Below are 18,107 nucleotides of genomic sequence, written 5' to 3'. Positions count from 1 at the left end.
GCTTCACCCTCATCCCATCACCTTGCGCAACGACTGGCCGGAGATTTTCAGCCCGAGCCAGACGATGACCGAGGAGAGTACCAGCAGCAGCACACCCAGTGCGGCGCCCTGCTCCCAGTTAAAGCGGGTAATGAACTGGGTAAAGATCTGCTCGGTAAACCAGGCGCTGTCCTTCCCGCCCATGAGCACCGGGGTCAGATAGCTACCCAGGGTAAGCATGAACACGACGATGCAGCCGGAAACAATGCCGGGCATGGCCCAGGGCACAACGATTTCGCGCAATACGGTACCGTGGCCGCCACCCAGGTCGTAGCCGGCTTCCACCAGGTTCTCATCCATGCCATCGAGGGTGGTTACCAGTGGCACCACCATGAACAGAAGCCCGTTGTAGACCAGACCGATAATGACCGCCACGTCGTTATAGAGCATTTCCACCGGACCATCCACCCAGCCCAGGGCCTGTAGCCAGGAACTGAACAGGCCACTTTCACGCAGCAGGATCATCCAGCCGTAAGTACGTACCAACTCACTCGCCCAGAACGGAATCAGGCAGGCCAGAAACAGAATGCCCTTGGAGCGCCCCCTCGCAAGACGGGCTATGTACCAGGCAATGGGGAAGGCGATGATCAGCGTCAAAAAGGTAGTGAACAACGACATCACCCCGGTACGCACGAACGTTCGCCAGTAATAGGACTCGGTAAAGAAGTTCTGATACTGCTCAATGCCCCAGGCAATGGTGTCCCAGCTTTCCCGCACCTGGAACGACACCCGCAACATCTGGAGGTGGGGCAACAACACCAGCAACACAATCCAGAGCAGGAACGGGGTAAGCAGCAACCAGAGGGATAAGCGACTGACCGATGACTTCACGGACTGTCGGCTCCAAAGACCCTGGCCAGGGCCGGATTCCATGCCAGTCGAATGGAACTGTCGGCAGACAGCCTCGGTGCTGATCCATCCTGGGGCAAGCGGGCGTACACTGGCTGGCCACAGCTCTCCGCCTCGACCCGGCTGTTGGCGCCATCGAAAAGGGTGGCGCGAACCTTCGCCTGCATCGAGGAGTAACCGGAATCGAGTGCATCTCCGGACAGCACCAGAGATTCGGGCCGGATATACAGTTCGGCCCGATGGCCGGTTCTGAGGTTGTCCGATGCCACCCGTCCCTGAACCAGAACACCGTCATCCAGACGGATGTCTGCCAGATTATCCCGCACCGCTACCAGCTCACCGGACAGGCGATTGTTATCGCCGACGAACCCGGCTACGAAGGGTGTGGCCGGTTCCCGGTAAAGTTCCTCCGGTGGCGCCACCTGATCAAACCGCCCGTCCCGCATGACGGCCACCTGATCCGACATCACCATGGCTTCCGACTGGTCGTGGGTGATGTACACGAAGGTGGTGCCGAACTGCTTCTGCAGGTGCTTGAGCTCCACCTTCATCTGCTCACGGAGTTTCAGATCGAGGGCGCCGAGGGGTTCGTCCAGCAGCAGAAGCGTGGGCTCCAGTACCAGGCAGCGCGCCAGCGCCACCCGCTGTCGTTGTCCGCCGGATAGCTCCTGTGGATTTCGGTGCTCAAGATCCGGCAGGCCAACCTGCTCCAGCACCCGGGCAATGCGCTTTCGACGTTCTGCCAGTGGCATCTTCCGGCGCTTGAGCCCGTAACCGATGTTGTCGCCCACGGTCATGGTGGGGAACAGGGCCAGATGCTGGAACACCATGTTCACGGGCCGCCGGTTTGGTGGCACATCGTTCATGCGCTGGCCACGGATGTGGATGTCACCTGCATCGGGCTTGTCAAAACCGGCCAGCAGTCGCAGGAGAGTGGTTTTGCCGCAACCGGAGGGGCCAAGAATGGAGAAAAACGTGCCCGCAGGCACGTCCAGGGACACATGGTCCACCGCGGCATTGCTGCCAAAGCGGCGGACCAGTCCCTCACAGAACAGATCCGAATCCATTCCCATAGGGATCAGTTCGCGGCCTGGACTCGATCCAGCACCTGGCCTTCCATGGTTTCCAGTCCCGGGGGAACCGGCGGATACCACTTGATATTGTTGATGGCGGCTTCATCAAAGCTTTCGCGATAAGCGTCCCTCAGATCAGCTTTGACAAACTCATCCGCACCTTTTGAGGCGGTGAAGTTGCCTGACGCATTGGTAATACGGGCCGCAATCTCCGGCTGCATCACGAAATTGATCCACTTGTAGGCGGCTTCTTCGTTCTCGCTTCGGCGAGGAATCGCGAAGGTATCGATCCAGCCCAGGGCACCGGATTCGGGGGCCACAAACCGGATGTCCGGGTTCTCGGCATTGAGCTTCCAGCCGCCGGCATCCCAGGCCATGGCCGCTTTCACTTCACCGGTACGCAGCAGGGCCAGCAACTGGTCGCCACCGGTCCAGTAGGTTTTCACATTGCTTTTGCAGTCGATCAGTTTGTCCTCAACCTTTGCCATGATCGACTCGTACTGGTCCCGGTCATCGTAGGCTGCGAACGGATCCAAACCCATCGCAAAGGCAAAACCGATCAGTGTGGGTCGCTTGAGGCGGTAGCTGACCTGTCCTTCGACAGCAGGATCACACAGGTCGGTATAGTCAGACACGGTATCCGCTACCGAGCTGTGCACGATCAGACCACTGGTTCCCCACACCGAGGGCACTCCATAAAACTGGCCATCCAGTTCGGTGGAATCCTGGGTCGCCTTGACCATGGACGGCTGCAACTGATCGGTGTTTACGCGACTGAAATCGATCGGCTTGTAGATATTGAACTGGCGCTGCACACCAACAATCCGGTCCTGGCTCGGCTGGGCCAGGTCAAACCCGGCACCGCCCGTGGCACGGAGCTTGGAAATCATGTCTTCGTTGTTGGAGAGAGTCACCTTCACATCAATGCCGGTCTCCTCCTCAAACTGGGCGACCACATCATCCGGGGCGTAGCCACCCCAGGTAATCAGGCGCAGCTCTTCAGCCAGGGTACTGCCAGAAAAACCTGTGGTGGCAAGGGCTGCAGACAGCAAAAAAGCACGGTTCCGTGTCGAGCGAGAGGGCATGATCATAACGTGTCCTTACTGATGGCAAGTTCAGAAGTTTGCTAACCATTTGTTATCAGGAAGTTATAGACCATGTATTGCAGTTTTGTGAAACCCGATACAAAAAACGGAGGCCGTAGCCTCCGTTTTTTGTGGTTCCATGGCGTATCCGCGCCCTTAGCGACCGGACTTCAACATTTCCCAGTACTTGGCATACACCTGCAGGGCATCGTCGCCGATATCGGTCTGGAACTCGGCATTGATCATATCGGTGGCGTTCGGATAGCTCGCACGGTTATTCGCAACCTCGTCCGGCAACAGATCCCGCGCCGCCAGGTTTGGTGTGGCGTAACCGATTTCCTCACTGATAAGCGCAGAGATTTCAGGTTGCAGCACGAAACTGATGAACTGATGGGCCGCTTCCGGATTCTTGGCGTTTTTCGGAATAACGAAGCTGTCCAGCCAGGCAATGATACCCTCTTCCGGATAGACATATTCGAGCGACTCCATGGTGTCCTTGCCCATCACGGCCTCGCCGTTCCAGATCATGCCAACATCGGTCTCGCCTTCCAGGTAGGGCATGCGGGGCGCATCGGAGTTGAAGGTGCGAACCGAAGGCATCAGCTCGGCAAGCTTTTCATAGGCTGCCTCGATCTCGTCCGGATTGGTGCTGTTGCCGGAATAGCCCAGCACCCGCAGGCCAACGTGGAAAACTTCCCGCATGTCGTTGGTGAGCATCACCCGGCCATCGAAGCGATCTTCCCACAGGTCTCCCCAGGCAGTAACAGGCCCGCCTTCGATGTCTGCGGTGTCCACGGCCAGCCCTGTGGTACCCCAGAGGTAGGGCACGGAGAATTTGTTCTCCGGATCGATATCCAGGTTCACCAGCTCGGGATCAAGATTATCAAACCCTTCGATCTTGCTGCGATCGATCGGCATCAGCAGGTCTTCCTGGCGCATCTTGCTGACGTAGTAGGTAGACGGCACCGCCAGGTCATAGGCTGCGCTGTCATCCAGCAGCTTCAGACGGGCATACATGGCCTCGTTACTGTCGTAGGTCGTGTAGACCACCTGAATCCCCGTTTCCTCGGTAAAACGGTCGAGGACTTCCTGAGGCATGTATTCAGACCAGTTATAGAGGTTGAGAACCTGGGGCTCCTCGGAACTGCACCCCGTCAATCCCACTGCCAGCAAGCCGGCCAGTGCCAGTTTCTTCATCGTTTGCTCCTTATCAGAATCCATTGAGACAACATCAGCATAACCAGTGAAAACACCAGCAACAGTGTGCCCAGGGCATTCACCTCGGGTTTCAGGCCCACACGCACCATGGAGTAGATGCGAAGGGGCAGAATTTCATAGCTCGGGCCACTCACAAACGTACTGACCACCACATCATCGAGAGACAGTGTAAACCCTAGCAGCCAGCCTGCCAGTAACGCCGGCATGATCACCGGGATCAGCACGGTGCGGGTCATCGTGAAATCAGAAGCGCCCAGATCTCGGGCTGCCTCGGGCAGGCTCTCGTCGAAACCGCTCAACCGGGCCATGACCGTGATCACCACAAACGGCAGACAGAAGGTGACGTGGGCCAGCAGCAGGGAAACGTAACCCAGCTGCAGCCCTACCAGCAGGAATAGGGCCAGCAATGAAATCGCCAGGACAATCTCCGGTGACATCATCACCACAAACAGCATGCCGTTGAGCAGCTTTTTGCCCCGGAACCGATAACGATGCAGGGCCAGGGCTGTCAGGGCGCCGATTACTGTGGACACGGTGGCGGCAGACAGCGCCAGCCAGAGGGAATTCCACATGGCATTGACCATGGCCCGGTTATTGAAAAGCGCCTCGTACCAGCGAAGGCTGAGCCCGCCCCAGGCATAACCGGTACGGGATTCATTGAACGAGAACACCACCAGCACCACGATGGGCACGTAGAGCAAAATGTAGACGAGGGTCAGATAGGTGCGGGGCAACCATCGTGTCATCAGGCACCCTCCTCGCCAATTCGCCGTTTACTCAGGCGATGGGCGAACATGAGGAACGCCATGGTCAGGGTCAGTACAATGCTGGCCGCCGCCCCGAAGGGCCAGTTGCGGGCATCGAGGAACTGGTTCTTGATCACGTTACCCACCAGCAGATTGCGCGAACCGCCAAGAATATCCGGCACGAAGAAAAGCCCCATGGCGGGCAGCAGGACCAGCATCACGCCGGCCAGAACCCCCGGCAGGGTGAGCGGCACAATCACATGGATAAAGGTGGACAGCCGACCCGCGCCCAGATCGTGGGAGGCCAGCAGCAACTCCTGCTTCAGGTCTTCGAACACCGAATACAGCGGCAGGATCATAAACGGCAGCAGCAGATACACCAGCCCGATGATCACCGCGCCCTCGGTATAGAGGAGCTGCAGGGGCTCATCAATCAGCCCGATCGACATCAGGGCGCTGTTCAGCAGACCGTTGGTAGCCAGGATCAGCTTCAGGGCGTAGGTGCGCACCAGGGAATTGGTCCAGAAGGGCACGATCAGCAGGAAGATCAGGATCAGTTGTCGCTGCTTGCCCACTTTGGACAAGGCCCACGCAAACGGGTAACCAATCAGCAGGCACACCAGGGTGGTCATCGCCGCCATGTACAGGGAGTGGAGAAAAACCTCCAGATACAGCGGGTCAAACAGCTGGCGATAGGCATCCAGATTCAGGGGCAGGGACAGAAAAGAGACCGGGTCCCGGGTCATGACACTGGCGCCAACCACCAGGAGATTCGGCGCCAACACCAGAAACAGGAGCCAACCCCAGACCAGGATCAGGACGGCGGTTTTGAACGGCTGCTGCATAACGCTATGCATCGGCCGCAAGTTCCTCTTCGGTTGCGGTTTCGCCGGGCAGCAGCCATTCCCAGCCATCCACCCAACTGACCTTGACCGGCTCGCCCAGGCGGTAGTCGAATGCGGGATCGTCCTCATCGAAGAATTCGCTGGCCAACACCTCGGTGCCATCGTCCAGATGAATGACAGAATCCAGGGTGCTGCCTTTGTAGTTGCGCTCAACAATTTTGCCCGCGACACCCTGCTCATCGGCAGGATCCAGCACCCGGATGTCTTCAGGCCGCAGCAGCACGCTCAAGGGTTGGCCTTCGAGTACCGAAAAGTCCGGTCGACGCAGGGTTCGTTTGAGACCAAAGACATCCACAGTAATGGAGCCGTCCTGGACCGACTCGACCGTGCCAGGGAAAAAATTGGTTTCCCCTACAAACCGCGCGGTAAAGAGGTTGGCCGGTCGCTCGTAGACCTCCCGTGGAGTGCCGAGCTGCTGCACCAGTCCATCCTTGAGAACCACCACCCGATCCGACATGGATAGGGCCTCTTCCTGATCGTGGGTCACGAACACGAAGGTTATACCCAGCTCCCGCTGCAGGCGCTTAAGCTCCACCTGCATGGTACGGCGAAGCTTGTAATCCAGGGCCGAGAGCGGTTCATCCAGCAGTAGCAGTCTCGGCCGCTTGACCACCGCCCGGGCGATGGCAACCCGTTGCTGCTGGCCGCCGGACAGCTGATGCGGCTTGCGACGGGCAAAATCCTGCAACTGGACCATGGCCAGCGCTTCATCGACTCGCTGGCGAATCTCGTCCTTCGGGCGCTTTTCCATCTTCAGGCCATAGGCCACGTTGTCGAACACCGACATGTGGGGAAACAGCGCATAATGCTGGAATACGGTATTGAGCGGACGGTTTTCCGGGGCGGTATGGGTTAGATCTTCGCCGGCCAGGGTGATGCTGCCCTCGTCAGGGTGCTCGAAACCTGCCATCAGGCGCAGCAGCGTGGTTTTGCCGCACCCGGAAGGTCCCAGCAGGGTAATAAACTCGCCGTCGTAGATCTCGAGATCCAGACCGTCGAGCACCGTTTTGCCACCGAATTGCTTGGAAAGATTGCTCAGGGATAGCAGTGTCTGTTTCATCGGCGCTGCCCAAAGAATGAGCGGCCTATTTTTCCAGAAACCGACGCAAACAAAAAGGGGCGCCGGGGTATTACAGCCCCGGCGCCCCTTTGACTGACAAAGCCCTCAAGCCTTTGACGGGCTCTCAGGTATTATCAGGCTTCAGTCCTCAGCCACACTGTTCAGGTAGGCCTTGTCCGAAATGTTGGTCCACTGACGAACCTGCTTAAGGTAGTCGCGCTGGGACTCGATGATTTCCTTCGCCAGCGGATCGTTCTCTGCCGCCTCGGCCAGCAGCCGGTTGGTGGTGCTGCGCAGGGCATCAATGACTTCCGGCGGGAACACCTTGTGGGTGACATCCGGGTAGTCTTCCTTCATGCGATCCCAGGCTACGCCACTCTGGTGGGTGCTCTGGATGTACATGTCATAGGCTGCGGTGCGCATGGCGACCCGCAGGATCTCCTGAAGATCCTTTGGCAGCTCTTCCCAGGTCTTCTTGTTGATCAGGAACTGGACTTCCGCGCCCGGCTCCTGCCAACCCGAATAGTAGTACTTGGCGATCTGATGGAAGCCCATCTGGAAATCCAGGGCAGGACCGACCCATTCAACGGCATCCACGGTGCCACGCTCAAGTGCGGTATAGAGTTCACCCGGCGGCAGGTTGGTCACGGCAACCCCCAGCTCGGACATCACTTCGCCAGCAAAGCCCGGAGTACGCATCTTCAGCCCCTTCAGGTCTTCCAGCGAGTTGATTTCCTCGCGGAACCAGCCACCCATCTGGTTACCGGTATTACCGCCCGGGAAAGACAGCATGCCGTACGGCTCGTAGACCTTCTGCATCAGTTCCATGCCCTCGCCGTGGTAGAACCAGGCGTACATTTCAGGCGCAATCAGCCCGAATGGGATGGTGGTGAAGTACATGGCGTTCGGGATGGTGCCCTTGTAGTAGTAGGACGCGGTGTGACCCATGTCGTACTGGCCATTGCGCACCAGATCAAAGATGCCGAACGGCGCCTTGTGCTTGTTGGACGGATCTATGCGGATCTGCAAACGGCCGTCCGACATGGTTTCTGCCATGTCCGCCATATGCTGAACTGTCTCTCCCAGTACCGGAGAGTTGGGCCCCCAGGTTTGCGCAAGGCGCAGAGTATAGTTTTCCTCGGCGAGGCCGATGCTGCTTGCGAGAAGCAGCGCCGACGCTACCGTTGCTTTCAGCAGGTGGGTCATTGTCGTTGAACCTCTATTTCATTGTTATGTTGTGATTTTTGATGCCTCGGAGATAGTAACCTGAGAGTTTAAAAAAGGCCAAAATCTGTTCATCCGGGCGTTTATTGGCTATGTTGAATACCACTGATTGCAGTAATTCCAGGGATCCGGGATACAGTCCATGCCAGACAACGAGCTTTCCAGACATCGGGCACAGTTAGAGGCCCTCCGGGCCGCCTACGTGGAAAAGTTGCCCGAGACGTTTGAACGTCTCGAAGCGCTCATCGACGCGATACCGACCGACCCGAGTGATGCATTCGGGCTCGACAACCTGAACGCCTCACTCGGACTGCTATACCAGGAGGCCCACAAGCTCGCTGGCACTTCCGGTTCTCTCGGTCTTGAGTATGTTTCTACAGCAGCAAGGCAGTTGCTGTCTCTTGCCGAGAACTGGCACACGCATCCTCTCGACGCTCTTTCGAAAAGAGAAACGATGGATACGCTGGTCGAGACCATGCGAAATTGCGACCTGAAGCCGGTTGAGGAAAGCCCTGGACCCAGTAAACGCGGCTCTCGGAAAATCCACATTGTGGACGATGACGAGTTGGTGGCTCAGGAAATGCTTACCTGGCTTATTGAGGCCGGATTTGATGCGGAAGTTTTCCTGTCTTCGTCGGTTTATCTGGATATATTTGAAACGCTTGCCCGGCCAGACATGATTATTATGGACGTCGCCTTTGGCGAGGACATGAGCGCGGGGCCGGACATCATTCGACAGCTTCGCAACCGGCTGGGGAGAATGCCGGCGGTTATCTTTCTTTCCATCCATGACGAAATGCCCGCCAGGCTTGCAGCGCTCCGGGCGGGTGCCTCGCGCTATCTGGTCAAACCGGTCACCAAAGACCGCCTTATGGACCTCGCCCATGAATTCGCCGAGCGCAAGCACACGACAACCTACCGCGTTCTGCTGGTAGATGACGATCAAACCGCCCTGCAGGCCGCAAAAATACAGCTGGAATATGTTGGGCTTGAGGTACATGCCTGCGAGGAACCTCTGCAGGCATTGACAGTTGCGCGGGCGATCAGGCCAGATGTCATCATTCTGGATATTGTGATGCCCAACGTCTCCGGGACGGAACTCGCTGCCATCCTCAGGGAGGACCGTGAATTCGATGCCACTCCCATCGTCTTCCTGACGTCACAGTCTCATCAGGATGAGAAAACCTTGAGTGTTGCCCTCGGAGGCGACGACTACGTCCTGAAGCCGTTCGACACCGACTACCTGACCGCCACGGTCCGCGCCCGTGCCAAACGCTCCCGAAGGTTGCGCGAGCTCATCAATGCGACCGACAGCCGCTGATCAGACCTTGAACTGACCAACTAGCTCCCGAAGGCTCTCCCCCAGGCGCGCCAGTTCGTGGCTGGCTTCGTTGGTCTGGTTTACGCCGGTATCACTGCGTTGGGCAGCATCGACAATACGGACCACGTTCTGGTTAATCTCTTCGGCGACCTGGCTCTGCTGCTCTGAGGCTGTGGCGATCTGAGTCACCTGATCATGAATCTTGCCGACCGATGTCTCGATGGTTCGCAACGCGCTGGTTGCATGATTGATTCTTTCGACGGTTTCCGTCGAGCGGTTGCGTGATTTGTTCATCCGCTCAACCGATGCCTTGGATTCGGTAACAAAGCCGTCAATCATGGTGCGAATCTGATCAGCAGACTCGGCGCTGCGTTTCGCCAGCTGGCGAACCTCATCCGCAACCACTGAGAAACCACGCCCATGCTCACCAGCCCGTGCAGCCTCGATGGCGGCATTAAGGGCCAGCAGATTGGTCTGCTCAGTCACAGCATGAATGACATCCAGCACCTGCTGGATCTCATCGGACTTTTCCGCCAGGGCATTGATGCTTCGGGCGGTATCTTCAATCTCTTCGGACAGTTTGTTCACGGCGCCCTGAGCACTGCTGATGGTTTCGCCACCTTCCCGGGCCATGCGATCGGCGTCTGAGGCCGAACTTTCAACTTCATTGGCATTACCGGAAATCTGCTGGATGGTGGCGGCCATTTCGTTGATGGCTGAGGCAATCTGATCCGTCTCGGACCCCTGCTCCTGAACCGAAGCCCGGGTCTCGTTTGCAACCCGGCTCAGTTCTTCCGCTGCAGAAGCCACCTGGTCTGTTGTCGCGCCCACCTCACGCATGGTGTCCTGGATCTTGACCACGAAGGCGTTAAAACGCCGGCCCAGCTCGGCCAGTTCGTCATTGCCTTCGTCTGGCAGGCGCTGGCGCAGGTCACCCTCACCGTCGGCGATTTCCTGCATCATGTTGCTGACGCTCTTCAGTGGCCGGGTCACACTACGACCCACGAAGATGCCGATTACCAGGGCAATCACGACCACCAGCACTGTCACCAGCAGGATAAAGCCCAGGGTTTCGGCCATACCGGCTTCAATTTTTTCGCGAGCTGCTGCTACCTGGCGATCAATGTCGGTAATGTAGACGCCAGCACCGATCATCCAGTCCCAGTCCGGGATGATCGTGGAGTAGGACATCTTGGGTTCTTCATTGCCAGAGGCCGGGTTCATCCAGTCATAGCCATAGAAGCCCTCACCGCGGGCCGCGTCGAAAAGATTGCCAACCAGTTTCCTGACAACCGGGTTTGACGTGGGGCCTTCTTTCGAAGGATCTGGAGCATACGCCAGGTTGAAAACATCCCGGGTGTAGGCGAATACATAATTGGTTTCGTCAAAACGGATAGAACGCAGACGCGCGGCAGCCGCCTCCTTCGCCTCCGCTTCTGTCATTGAAGGGTCGTTCTTGGCCTCCAACACCACTGCCTCAGCAGCATCAATCAGGTTCTGCAGCCCGGTCTTACGTGCATCGAGAAGACTGGTCTCCAGGCGTTTGAGTTCGGCTTCGCCATTTGCCTGAATCTGATTGGCGGTGATCCAAGCGAGGGTTGCCGCCGTTATAAGTACAGGCACAAGTACAGCGATAAGTAAGCGGCTTCGGATTTTTAACCGACTCAGAACATTCATGCTTTCAAACTCCCGGGAACTTGCTATTGATGCGGATTATCCACAGACCAACTCAGACGATCTGTTCCAGTTTGTTAAAAGAGATTTCACTGACTCTCTCTGCGCGTGTTCAGCGCTACGGATAAACGGACCTTCCGCCAATGTTTTCAGACAAGTAGAGTAACGGCAGTAACGTAAATGTCTTGAGCAAGCGTCAGACTAAAGGACCACTACGAAGGTAGACCAATGAAGCACCTGTTTCTGGTACGCCATGCCAAATCCAGCTGGGCCGATGAAACGCTCTGTGACCGGGAGCGGCCACTGAACGCCCGGGGCGAGAGTCAACTGGTACCTCTGGGCAGGGCTCTGGAAGCATCGGGCGCGCTCCAGGGCGAGATCTTCAGCAGTGATGCCACCCGCGCCATCGCCACACTTGAGGGGGCAGCGCCTGAGATGGCTGCTCGCGAGCGCTGCCAGCATCTTGCCGAGCTGTACACCTTTGACTACCGGCGTCTGCTCGCCTGGCTAGAACATCGCGACGCTGATTCCGGAATCACGCTTGTAGGTCACAATCCTGCCTTGCTGGAACTGGCCCAGTGGCTGCTGAAACATCCTCCCGAACAGCTACCTACCGCCAGCTTCATTCACATCCGCCTCCCGATCAAACATTGGCACCAGCTAGACCGGGGCAAGGGCAAGCTGGTGGCTCTGATGACGCCACAGGATTACAGCTATGCCCACTTCGAACGGAAACTTAAAAAGAAAGCCAGAACCGAGGGAGACGACCCGGCAAGGGACATCCCCAAGGCCCTTCACCACCAACATGATCGGCTAAGGCAACTGGAGCGTGGTGTTATCCTGGGCCTGGACGACGAATTCCTGCACCAATACCGGATTGCGATTCGGCGCAGCCGGGCCATTGCCGAATCGGTGCAGGAAGTGACCGGTGACAAGACGCTGGCAAAAGCGGTTAAAACCCTGAAACGTCATGCCCGTGCGACGGGACCGTTACGCGATCTGCATGTTTTTCTCCAGGACTTGCCTGAATTGTGTGGCGACAATTCGGAAATCCGGGCAGCCCTGCAGATCTGGTTCGAACAGGAAACCGCCAACCGCCACAAAAAACTGGTCAAGCGCCTGCAGAGCAAGCGCTATCACGACAGCATGGAGCACTGGCTGAACCTCATTGAGTCCCGAAAGTTCCAGAAGTTGGCGGAGACGCTGAGGGCAAAAGACATCCGAAAGGCGGTGGAGAGCCGTATAAAAGGGTTCAACAGATTGACCGCTGAGCTGATGCATACCTCCCCGGATGAGGATATTCATCGGCTTCGCAAGCAACTCAAGCGAATCCGTTACCTGATGGAGCTGGACTCGAAAATCTGGAAGCCCGAGCTGAAAACGATGAAAGCACGCCAAAAGCTGTACGGCCGCTTCCAGGATCTCCATGTTCAGATCGAGCTGCTTGACCAGTTCCGCAAGGCGGCCCCGGAGGTCTTACCCGCTGCCCTCGACGGGATCCTGGAAACCCTGGAAGAGTGTAAAGCGGACGCCCGGAAACAGATTCTGACCCTTGGAGGACTTGATGGAGCCCCGTTATGACACCCTGTTTTACGACGGACAATGCCCACTGTGTGCCAAGGAGATTCGCACTTTGCGCAAACTCCAACGGGGCAACCTGATTTTTGCAGACATTCACGAACAGCGTGATGGCAGCGGCAATTTGCCGAGCCATGAAACCCTGCTGCGACGCCTGCACCTGATGACCTGGACCGGGGAATGGGTCATCGGCTTGCCTGCAAACGTTCGGGCCTGGTCCCACACGCCCTATGGCTTTCTGTTCAAGCCCCTGCTGTGGCCCGGCATTTTCCAGATTGCCTCGCGTATCTACGGGAGATGGGCAGATAAGCGCTTTGAACGTAAGTACGCCTGCGCCTTCGGTAACAACGAGGCGGCTTAATCGTACATATGCGGAGTGACGCTCGGCGGTCGAACCCTTATCCTGAGGCATAACCTTATTCCATCAGTTTGAGGAGCTCAGCCATGAAAACTGCCCATGACCTTGTAGAAGCCGCCAGGAAAGAAATCCAGGAAGTGCCCCTGGATCAGGCGGACGATGCCATCAGGAATGCCGATCTTCTGCTGGATGTGCGGGATGCGGATGAATACCGGGCTGGCCATATACCGGGCGCGGTGAACATTTCCCGCGGCTTGCTGGAGTTCAAGTTTACCAACGATCCGGCGTTTGAGAGCCGCGACATGAACATTGTCTGCTACTGCAAAACATCCGGGCGAGCCGCCCTGAGCGCCAAGGCCCTGAAGGAAATGGGCTACATGCATGTGCAGTCCATCGCCGGTGGATTCGATGCCTGGCAGGAAGCAGGCAAACCGGTCGCCAAGCCGGAACTGCCCTCGTTCGAGTAATGGATACCTACAGGCAGCAGGTCTTGTACTTCCGGCCACTGCCACAGGGGCAGGCGTCGTTCCGACCGGGCTTCAACTGGCCCTCGCTGGTGTCTCCCCGAAGGTAATACCAGCGGCCCTGCTCCTGAACGAAATCGGATTTTTCTTCGAGAAAGCCCCAGCCCTTGCCCAGGCGGTAGAGCGCTCGGAAATGAACCCTGCCGCGATTGCCCGACTCACTGGTGTCCAGGATCTGCAAACCGGTCCATTCCGGCGAGTCTGCCAGAGTGAGCGTCTGTGGTCGTGTGCTCTGGTGCCAGGTGGCTCGCAGGTAATCCGGAAGATCGAGAACGAACGCTGCGTAACGGGACCGCATCAATGCCTCCGGCGACGGAGCCGGTTTATCCTGATGGAACGGCTGGCAGCATTCGGGGTAGGATTTGCCGCTGCCACAGGGGCAACTTTGGTGTTCAGGCTGCTGGGTCATCGGGGATCATTCTTTTCGACTTTGCTCCTGGCCCCGCAGTGTATCAATATCTGACCGGTACTGCTCCGGCCTTTTCCAACGACTTCCTGGTGATTTCCTTTGACGGATGTATCGCTGTTACAGATTCTTCTGGCCAACCTTGCCATTCTCGCCGGGGCCTGCCTGCAGGGCGTGGCCGGCTATGGCATTGGTACACTGGCTGCGCCATTGCTTTTTCTTATCAGCCCGGTGTTGGTCCCCGGCCCCCTGATACTGAATGCCACTCTGCTTACTGTCTTCATGCTGATACGCAATCGAGGCGCATTGCAGGTCCGGGAAGTGCGCTTTGCCATTGTGGGCGGAGTTGTCGGCGCAATTCTGGCGGCTCTGACATTGCTGGTGATCTCGACGGCGGGCTTCGAGCTGATTTTTGGTGTGCTGATTCTCGCCGGGGTAGCGCTCAGCATTGGTGGGCTCAAGCCAGCGCTGAATGCCCGAAACAGTGTGATGGCCGGAGCCGCCTCGACCTATATGGGCACGATTACCGCAGTGGGTGGGCCACCGATCGCCTTGATCTACCAGAATGAAAAGGGGCCTCTGGTCAGGGCCAATATGTCCGCGTTCTTTCTGGCGGCCAGCGTCCTGAGCCTGTCAGGCCTGCTCGCTTCCGGCTACCTGGGAACGCGGGAGCTGTTCCTGTTCGCAGTGACCTTCCCGGGCGTATTCCTGGGCTTCTGGCTTTCCGGCAAACTCGTCAACCGCATGCCCTTTGAAGGCCTTCGCCCGGTCATTCTCGGCATCGCGGCCATCGCCGGAACCGCAGCCCTCATTCGCGGCCTGCTCCCGCTCTAGGAATCGGCCCAGAGCCGGACACGGAACCGATTCTTGCGCCAGAGCAGCGCCAGCCAGATGGCATTGGCGTTGATCAGGAAAGCCAGGATCCACTCGAAAGCATCGTCCTTGCGGCTATAGAACTCCGGGGCCACGCCATTCAGGATCACTGAAAGAATCCCCACAGCGAGGGTCAGTTGGCAGAGATTCAACAGCCTCATGCCCGTGTGTTTCCAAAGTGGATGGCTGCGCAAGCCGGCGCTAACCAGCAACTCACAGATGAAGGTGAGCGAAAAATACAGAACCACACCAACACGGCGGACCAGATTGAAGCCGTCGCCGGCATGGCCCAGCGCCAGGGTATAGGCGGCAAGCGACACACTGGCCACCATACCCAGCCACGGGATCCAGGCAACCCCGGACGAATGTACGCCGAGCTGGCGCAACCACCGGCCGTTGAGCCACCAGAACAGAATCCCGAGCAAGGCCGCCGGCAGCATGGTACCTTTGAAAATGAAGTAAGATGTTCCGTGACGGCCGGTACGACTGATGCTGGTACAGCTATCCCAGTAGGGGTTGCACAGCTCCACATACCCTTCCAGCACCGATACGGTAAACGTGGTGTGTATGGTCAACAGCGGAATAAGAGCCGCTGCCAGAGCCAGCCACCACAGATGAAAGGAACGATGGTCATTCATTGGAAAAATCCCTCTGACCGACTCCTTGCCCGGCAACGCAACACCGGCGAACTTGTTCGCCAATGCATTGAATGAACATTATTTGACCAGATTTTGCAATCCGGTCCATCCTGTTAGAGCGATTTTGCCTCAAAATAGTGCTCCAGGGATTCAGGATTAGAGTATGAGTGCACCCCATCAGGAAATTGTTGAAAGCCAGATCGACGTGTCAGAACTCGCCATCGGCATGCACGTCACACGCCTGGACCGCCCCTGGGAAGATACGGACTTCCTGATTCAGGGGTTTGTTATTCGTGACCAGACGGAGATTGATGCGCTGCGGGCACAGTGCAACTTTGTCTTCATTGAAGGACGTATCGATGGGGCACCGCTGCCACAACACGGCAACGGCAACGGGCGACAGCCTTCAGGCCTGATGGGACTCTTCCGCAGGAAACAGACGTCCGAACCGGTGCAAAATCACCCTAAATCTGTACCACCCCGAAAGCGTGTCAGATACATCAACAAGATCGACCCTGGCCGGGAGATGGAAACGGCGATCATACGCTTCGAGGAGGCTCAGAAGACGGCCAAGTCGATCATGTCGGGCCTGAGGGTGGGCCGCACACTCGACCTTAACAATGCCCGGACAGTGGTAAACCACTGCGTGGAAAGCGTCCTCCGCAATGAAAACGCGCTGTTGTTACTCACAAAAATCAAGCACCAGGATGAATACACCGCCGAGCATTGCATCAACGTGTCCATTCTGGCGGCGGCCTTTGGCAAGCATCTGGGATTGCTTGAAGGAGAAATCCGCAATCTGGCCCTGTGTGGCCTGCTCCATGATGTCGGTAAGACCCGGATTCCCGATGAGATCCTGAACAAGCCGGGAGCACTGACGCCGAAAGAGTTCGACGTGATGCGTCACCACACCACCCACGGCCGCACTATCCTGATGGGTACCAGCAACTCCCTGAATACCGCCGTGGATGTGGCATTCAGCCACCATGAGCGGATGGATGGTTCTGGCTACCCTCGCGGACTTCATGCCCAGCAGATCCCCTACTTTGCCAAGATCATCGGGTTGGTGGACACCTACGATGCCATTACCAGCAACCGGGTCTACGACAAGGGTCGAGCCTCCATGCAGGCACTAGAAATCATCCACAAGCACCGCGGCACACAGTTCGATGAAGAACTGGCAGATGCCTTTATCCAGATGATTGGTGTGTATCCGCCGGGCTCCATCGTGGAAATGGTGAACGGCGAGGTTGGCATCGTTGTGGAGAGCAGGCCAGAGCACAAGCTGAAGCCCTGCGTTCTTCTGGTCAGAGAGGCCGATAAAAGCCTGATGACCCCCTACCGGACAGTCGACCTGAAAGTCAGTCCTGAAGACGCCGCGGGTGAAACCTATCGCATCGCCCGGGAAGTCCCTGACGGCACCTACGACATCGTGCTACAGGAGTTTGTTGACCAGGGTCTGATTGTAACCAAGCCAAATCCGGGCACTGACGCCACATAAAAGGGACAGCCTGTTACTTTCTAACCCGAAATGCCCTGCTATACTGCGTTGCAAATAAATTCCGGCACAACAAGACATGAAATCCGGCATCCCCTCCCTCAATCTTCCTGCCGCACCAGAAGCTGGTGGCATTTCGGAGGTTACTCCCGCCGAGGGCCTCAGGGCCGTGCTCGACAACCTGGACGCCCTGGTTTACGTATCAGACCTTGAAACCCATGATCTTCTGTACATGAATGCTTATGGCCGGAAAATCTGGGGTTCCATAGATGGCAGAAAGTGCTGGGAAGTCCTGCAGGATAGCGCCAGCCCCTGCGACTTCTGCACCAACCACCTGCTGATTGACTCAGCAGGCAGTCCTTCCCCCCCGCACATCTGGGAATTCCAGAACCGACTGGACCAACGCTGGTACCAGTGCCGGGACCAGGCGATTCCCTGGATAGATGGCCGGCTGGTCCGCCTGGAGATCGCTACCGACATCACCGAACGAAAAGAAATGGAGCTGGCACTCAAGGAAGCCCATGAGAAAGCCCGGGCTGCTGCCTTGGAGGACGACCTTACCGGACTTCGAAACAGAAGAGCCTTTTTCGAACTGGGAAACCAGCTTTTGAAACAGTCCCGCCGCAACAACTCGCCTCTGGGCATCATCATGTTTGACCTGGACCACTTCAAGCAGATCAACGACAACCATGGCCACGAGGCCGGGGATGAAGTGTTGCGGGCCATCGGGAATCTGGTCCGTCGCAACGTCCGGGAGGCCGACATTGCCGCGCGCATTGGCGGAGAGGAGTTCGCAATCCTTCTCGCCGATGCTCATGCAGCTGAGGCCTCAGAAATGGCAGAACGACTGCTGGGGCTCATGCAGGGAATGCCAGTCCAGTATCGTGATGTCCGTCTCCTGCCAGCGGCCAGTTTCGGCATTTCAGAACTACACCCCGAGGAGCCAGACCTGAAGAATCTTCTGGCCAGGGCCGATAACGCAATGTACGAATCCAAAGCGTTTGGCAGGGGAAGGGTGCGAATCAAGCCCTGAACGCA

General features: G+C 57.4%; 18 protein-coding genes. 7 read left to right on the top strand and 11 right to left on the bottom strand.

Annotated elements, in window-relative coordinates; genetic code table 11:
- Positions 1–9: 9 nt before the first annotated feature.
- From ACGK9W_RS18365 to ACGK9W_RS18330, 8 genes are all read right to left on the bottom strand, one after another.
- The gene (locus ACGK9W_RS18365) at positions 10–870 is read right to left on the bottom strand and encodes an ABC transporter permease (RefSeq protein ID WP_174805025.1); all 861 of its coding nucleotides are present in this window, start codon (positions 868–870) and stop codon (positions 10–12) included.
- Complete coding sequence (locus tag ACGK9W_RS18360; protein WP_405418011.1) at positions 867–1,961, bottom strand: ABC transporter ATP-binding protein; 1,095 nt, start codon at positions 1,959–1,961, stop codon at positions 867–869. Before ACGK9W_RS18360 ends, ACGK9W_RS18365 begins: the two co-directional genes overlap by 4 nt.
- A 5-nt stretch (positions 1,962–1,966) precedes the next feature.
- Positions 1,967–3,046 (bottom strand): extracellular solute-binding protein, encoded by a 1,080-nt coding sequence (locus ACGK9W_RS18355; RefSeq protein WP_370686230.1) that lies wholly within the window; start codon positions 3,044–3,046, stop codon positions 1,967–1,969.
- A 156-nt stretch (positions 3,047–3,202) separates the two neighbouring features.
- Positions 3,203–4,243, bottom strand: a complete 1,041-nt coding sequence (locus tag ACGK9W_RS18350) for an extracellular solute-binding protein (RefSeq protein ID WP_273093718.1) — start codon at positions 4,241–4,243, stop codon at positions 3,203–3,205.
- The gene (gene potC / locus ACGK9W_RS18345; RefSeq protein WP_064229149.1) at positions 4,240–5,010 is read right to left on the bottom strand and encodes a spermidine/putrescine ABC transporter permease PotC; all 771 of its coding nucleotides are present in this window, start codon (positions 5,008–5,010) and stop codon (positions 4,240–4,242) included. The genes ACGK9W_RS18350 and potC overlap by 4 nt, the downstream gene beginning before the upstream one ends.
- The gene (potB, locus tag ACGK9W_RS18340) at positions 5,010–5,867 is read right to left on the bottom strand and encodes a spermidine/putrescine ABC transporter permease PotB (protein ID WP_209399189.1); all 858 of its coding nucleotides are present in this window, start codon (positions 5,865–5,867) and stop codon (positions 5,010–5,012) included. The genes potC and potB overlap by 1 nt, the downstream gene beginning before the upstream one ends.
- Positions 5,860–6,975, bottom strand: a complete 1,116-nt coding sequence (gene potA, locus ACGK9W_RS18335; RefSeq protein ID WP_405418008.1) for a spermidine/putrescine ABC transporter ATP-binding protein PotA — start codon at positions 6,973–6,975, stop codon at positions 5,860–5,862. Before potA ends, potB begins: the two co-directional genes overlap by 8 nt.
- A gap of 141 nt (positions 6,976–7,116) precedes the next feature.
- The gene (locus ACGK9W_RS18330; RefSeq protein ID WP_136630709.1) at positions 7,117–8,181 is read right to left on the bottom strand and encodes a TRAP transporter substrate-binding protein; all 1,065 of its coding nucleotides are present in this window, start codon (positions 8,179–8,181) and stop codon (positions 7,117–7,119) included.
- Between the two features lie 160 nt (positions 8,182–8,341).
- On the opposite strand from ACGK9W_RS18330, the gene ACGK9W_RS18325 reads away from it, so the two are divergent.
- The gene (locus ACGK9W_RS18325) at positions 8,342–9,520 is read left to right on the top strand and encodes a response regulator (RefSeq protein WP_069182697.1); all 1,179 of its coding nucleotides are present in this window, start codon (positions 8,342–8,344) and stop codon (positions 9,518–9,520) included.
- Here ACGK9W_RS18325 and ACGK9W_RS18320 read toward each other — a convergent pair whose 3' ends face one another.
- Positions 9,521–11,197, bottom strand: coding sequence for a methyl-accepting chemotaxis protein (locus ACGK9W_RS18320; RefSeq protein WP_405418004.1), 1,677 nt, complete (start codon positions 11,195–11,197; stop codon positions 9,521–9,523).
- 225 nt (positions 11,198–11,422) lie between these two features.
- On the opposite strand from ACGK9W_RS18320, the gene ACGK9W_RS18315 reads away from it, so the two are divergent.
- The 3 genes from ACGK9W_RS18315 (at position 11,423) to ACGK9W_RS18305 (ending at position 13,597) form a co-directional block, all read left to right on the top strand.
- Entirely contained in the window at positions 11,423–12,775 is a 1,353-nt protein-coding gene (locus ACGK9W_RS18315) for a CHAD domain-containing protein (protein WP_405418001.1), read from the top strand.
- The gene (locus ACGK9W_RS18310) at positions 12,759–13,133 is read left to right on the top strand and encodes a thiol-disulfide oxidoreductase DCC family protein (RefSeq protein WP_405417998.1); all 375 of its coding nucleotides are present in this window, start codon (positions 12,759–12,761) and stop codon (positions 13,131–13,133) included. Before ACGK9W_RS18315 ends, ACGK9W_RS18310 begins: the two co-directional genes overlap by 17 nt.
- Before the next feature lie 83 nt (positions 13,134–13,216).
- Positions 13,217–13,597, top strand: coding sequence for a rhodanese-like domain-containing protein (locus ACGK9W_RS18305; protein ID WP_349343977.1), 381 nt, complete (start codon positions 13,217–13,219; stop codon positions 13,595–13,597).
- A 7-nt stretch (positions 13,598–13,604) separates the two neighbouring features.
- On the opposite strand, the gene ACGK9W_RS18300 is transcribed toward ACGK9W_RS18305, so the two are convergent.
- Positions 13,605–13,952, bottom strand: coding sequence for a YchJ family protein (locus ACGK9W_RS18300; protein ID WP_405417996.1), 348 nt, complete (start codon positions 13,950–13,952; stop codon positions 13,605–13,607).
- A 210-nt stretch (positions 13,953–14,162) separates the two neighbouring features.
- Between ACGK9W_RS18300 and ACGK9W_RS18295 the strand changes: the two genes are divergently transcribed.
- A complete protein-coding gene (locus tag ACGK9W_RS18295; RefSeq protein WP_136630705.1) occupies positions 14,163–14,894 on the top strand; it encodes a sulfite exporter TauE/SafE family protein in 732 nt (243 codons plus the stop codon).
- Here the strand turns inward: ACGK9W_RS18295 and ACGK9W_RS18290 are convergent.
- On the bottom strand, positions 14,891–15,571 hold the full coding sequence (locus tag ACGK9W_RS18290) for a hypothetical protein (protein ID WP_136630704.1): 681 nt from the start codon (positions 15,569–15,571) through the stop codon (positions 14,891–14,893). The two genes, ACGK9W_RS18295 and ACGK9W_RS18290, sit on opposite strands and share 4 nt — an antisense overlap.
- 163 nt (positions 15,572–15,734) lie before the next feature.
- Between ACGK9W_RS18290 and ACGK9W_RS18285 the strand changes: the two genes are divergently transcribed.
- Positions 15,735–17,072, top strand: a complete 1,338-nt coding sequence (locus ACGK9W_RS18285; protein WP_405417993.1) for an HD-GYP domain-containing protein — start codon at positions 15,735–15,737, stop codon at positions 17,070–17,072.
- 76 nt (positions 17,073–17,148) lie between these two features.
- Positions 17,149–18,102, top strand: coding sequence for a GGDEF domain-containing protein (locus tag ACGK9W_RS18280; protein WP_405417990.1), 954 nt, complete (start codon positions 17,149–17,151; stop codon positions 18,100–18,102).
- The last annotated feature ends 5 nt before the right edge of the window (positions 18,103–18,107 follow it).

This window comes from Marinobacter flavimaris, from assembly GCF_045057155.1.
In the GTDB taxonomy this organism is placed as follows: domain Bacteria; phylum Pseudomonadota; class Gammaproteobacteria; order Pseudomonadales; family Oleiphilaceae; genus Marinobacter; species Marinobacter manganoxydans.
This window is presented reverse-complemented; position numbering and strand designations above follow the sequence as displayed.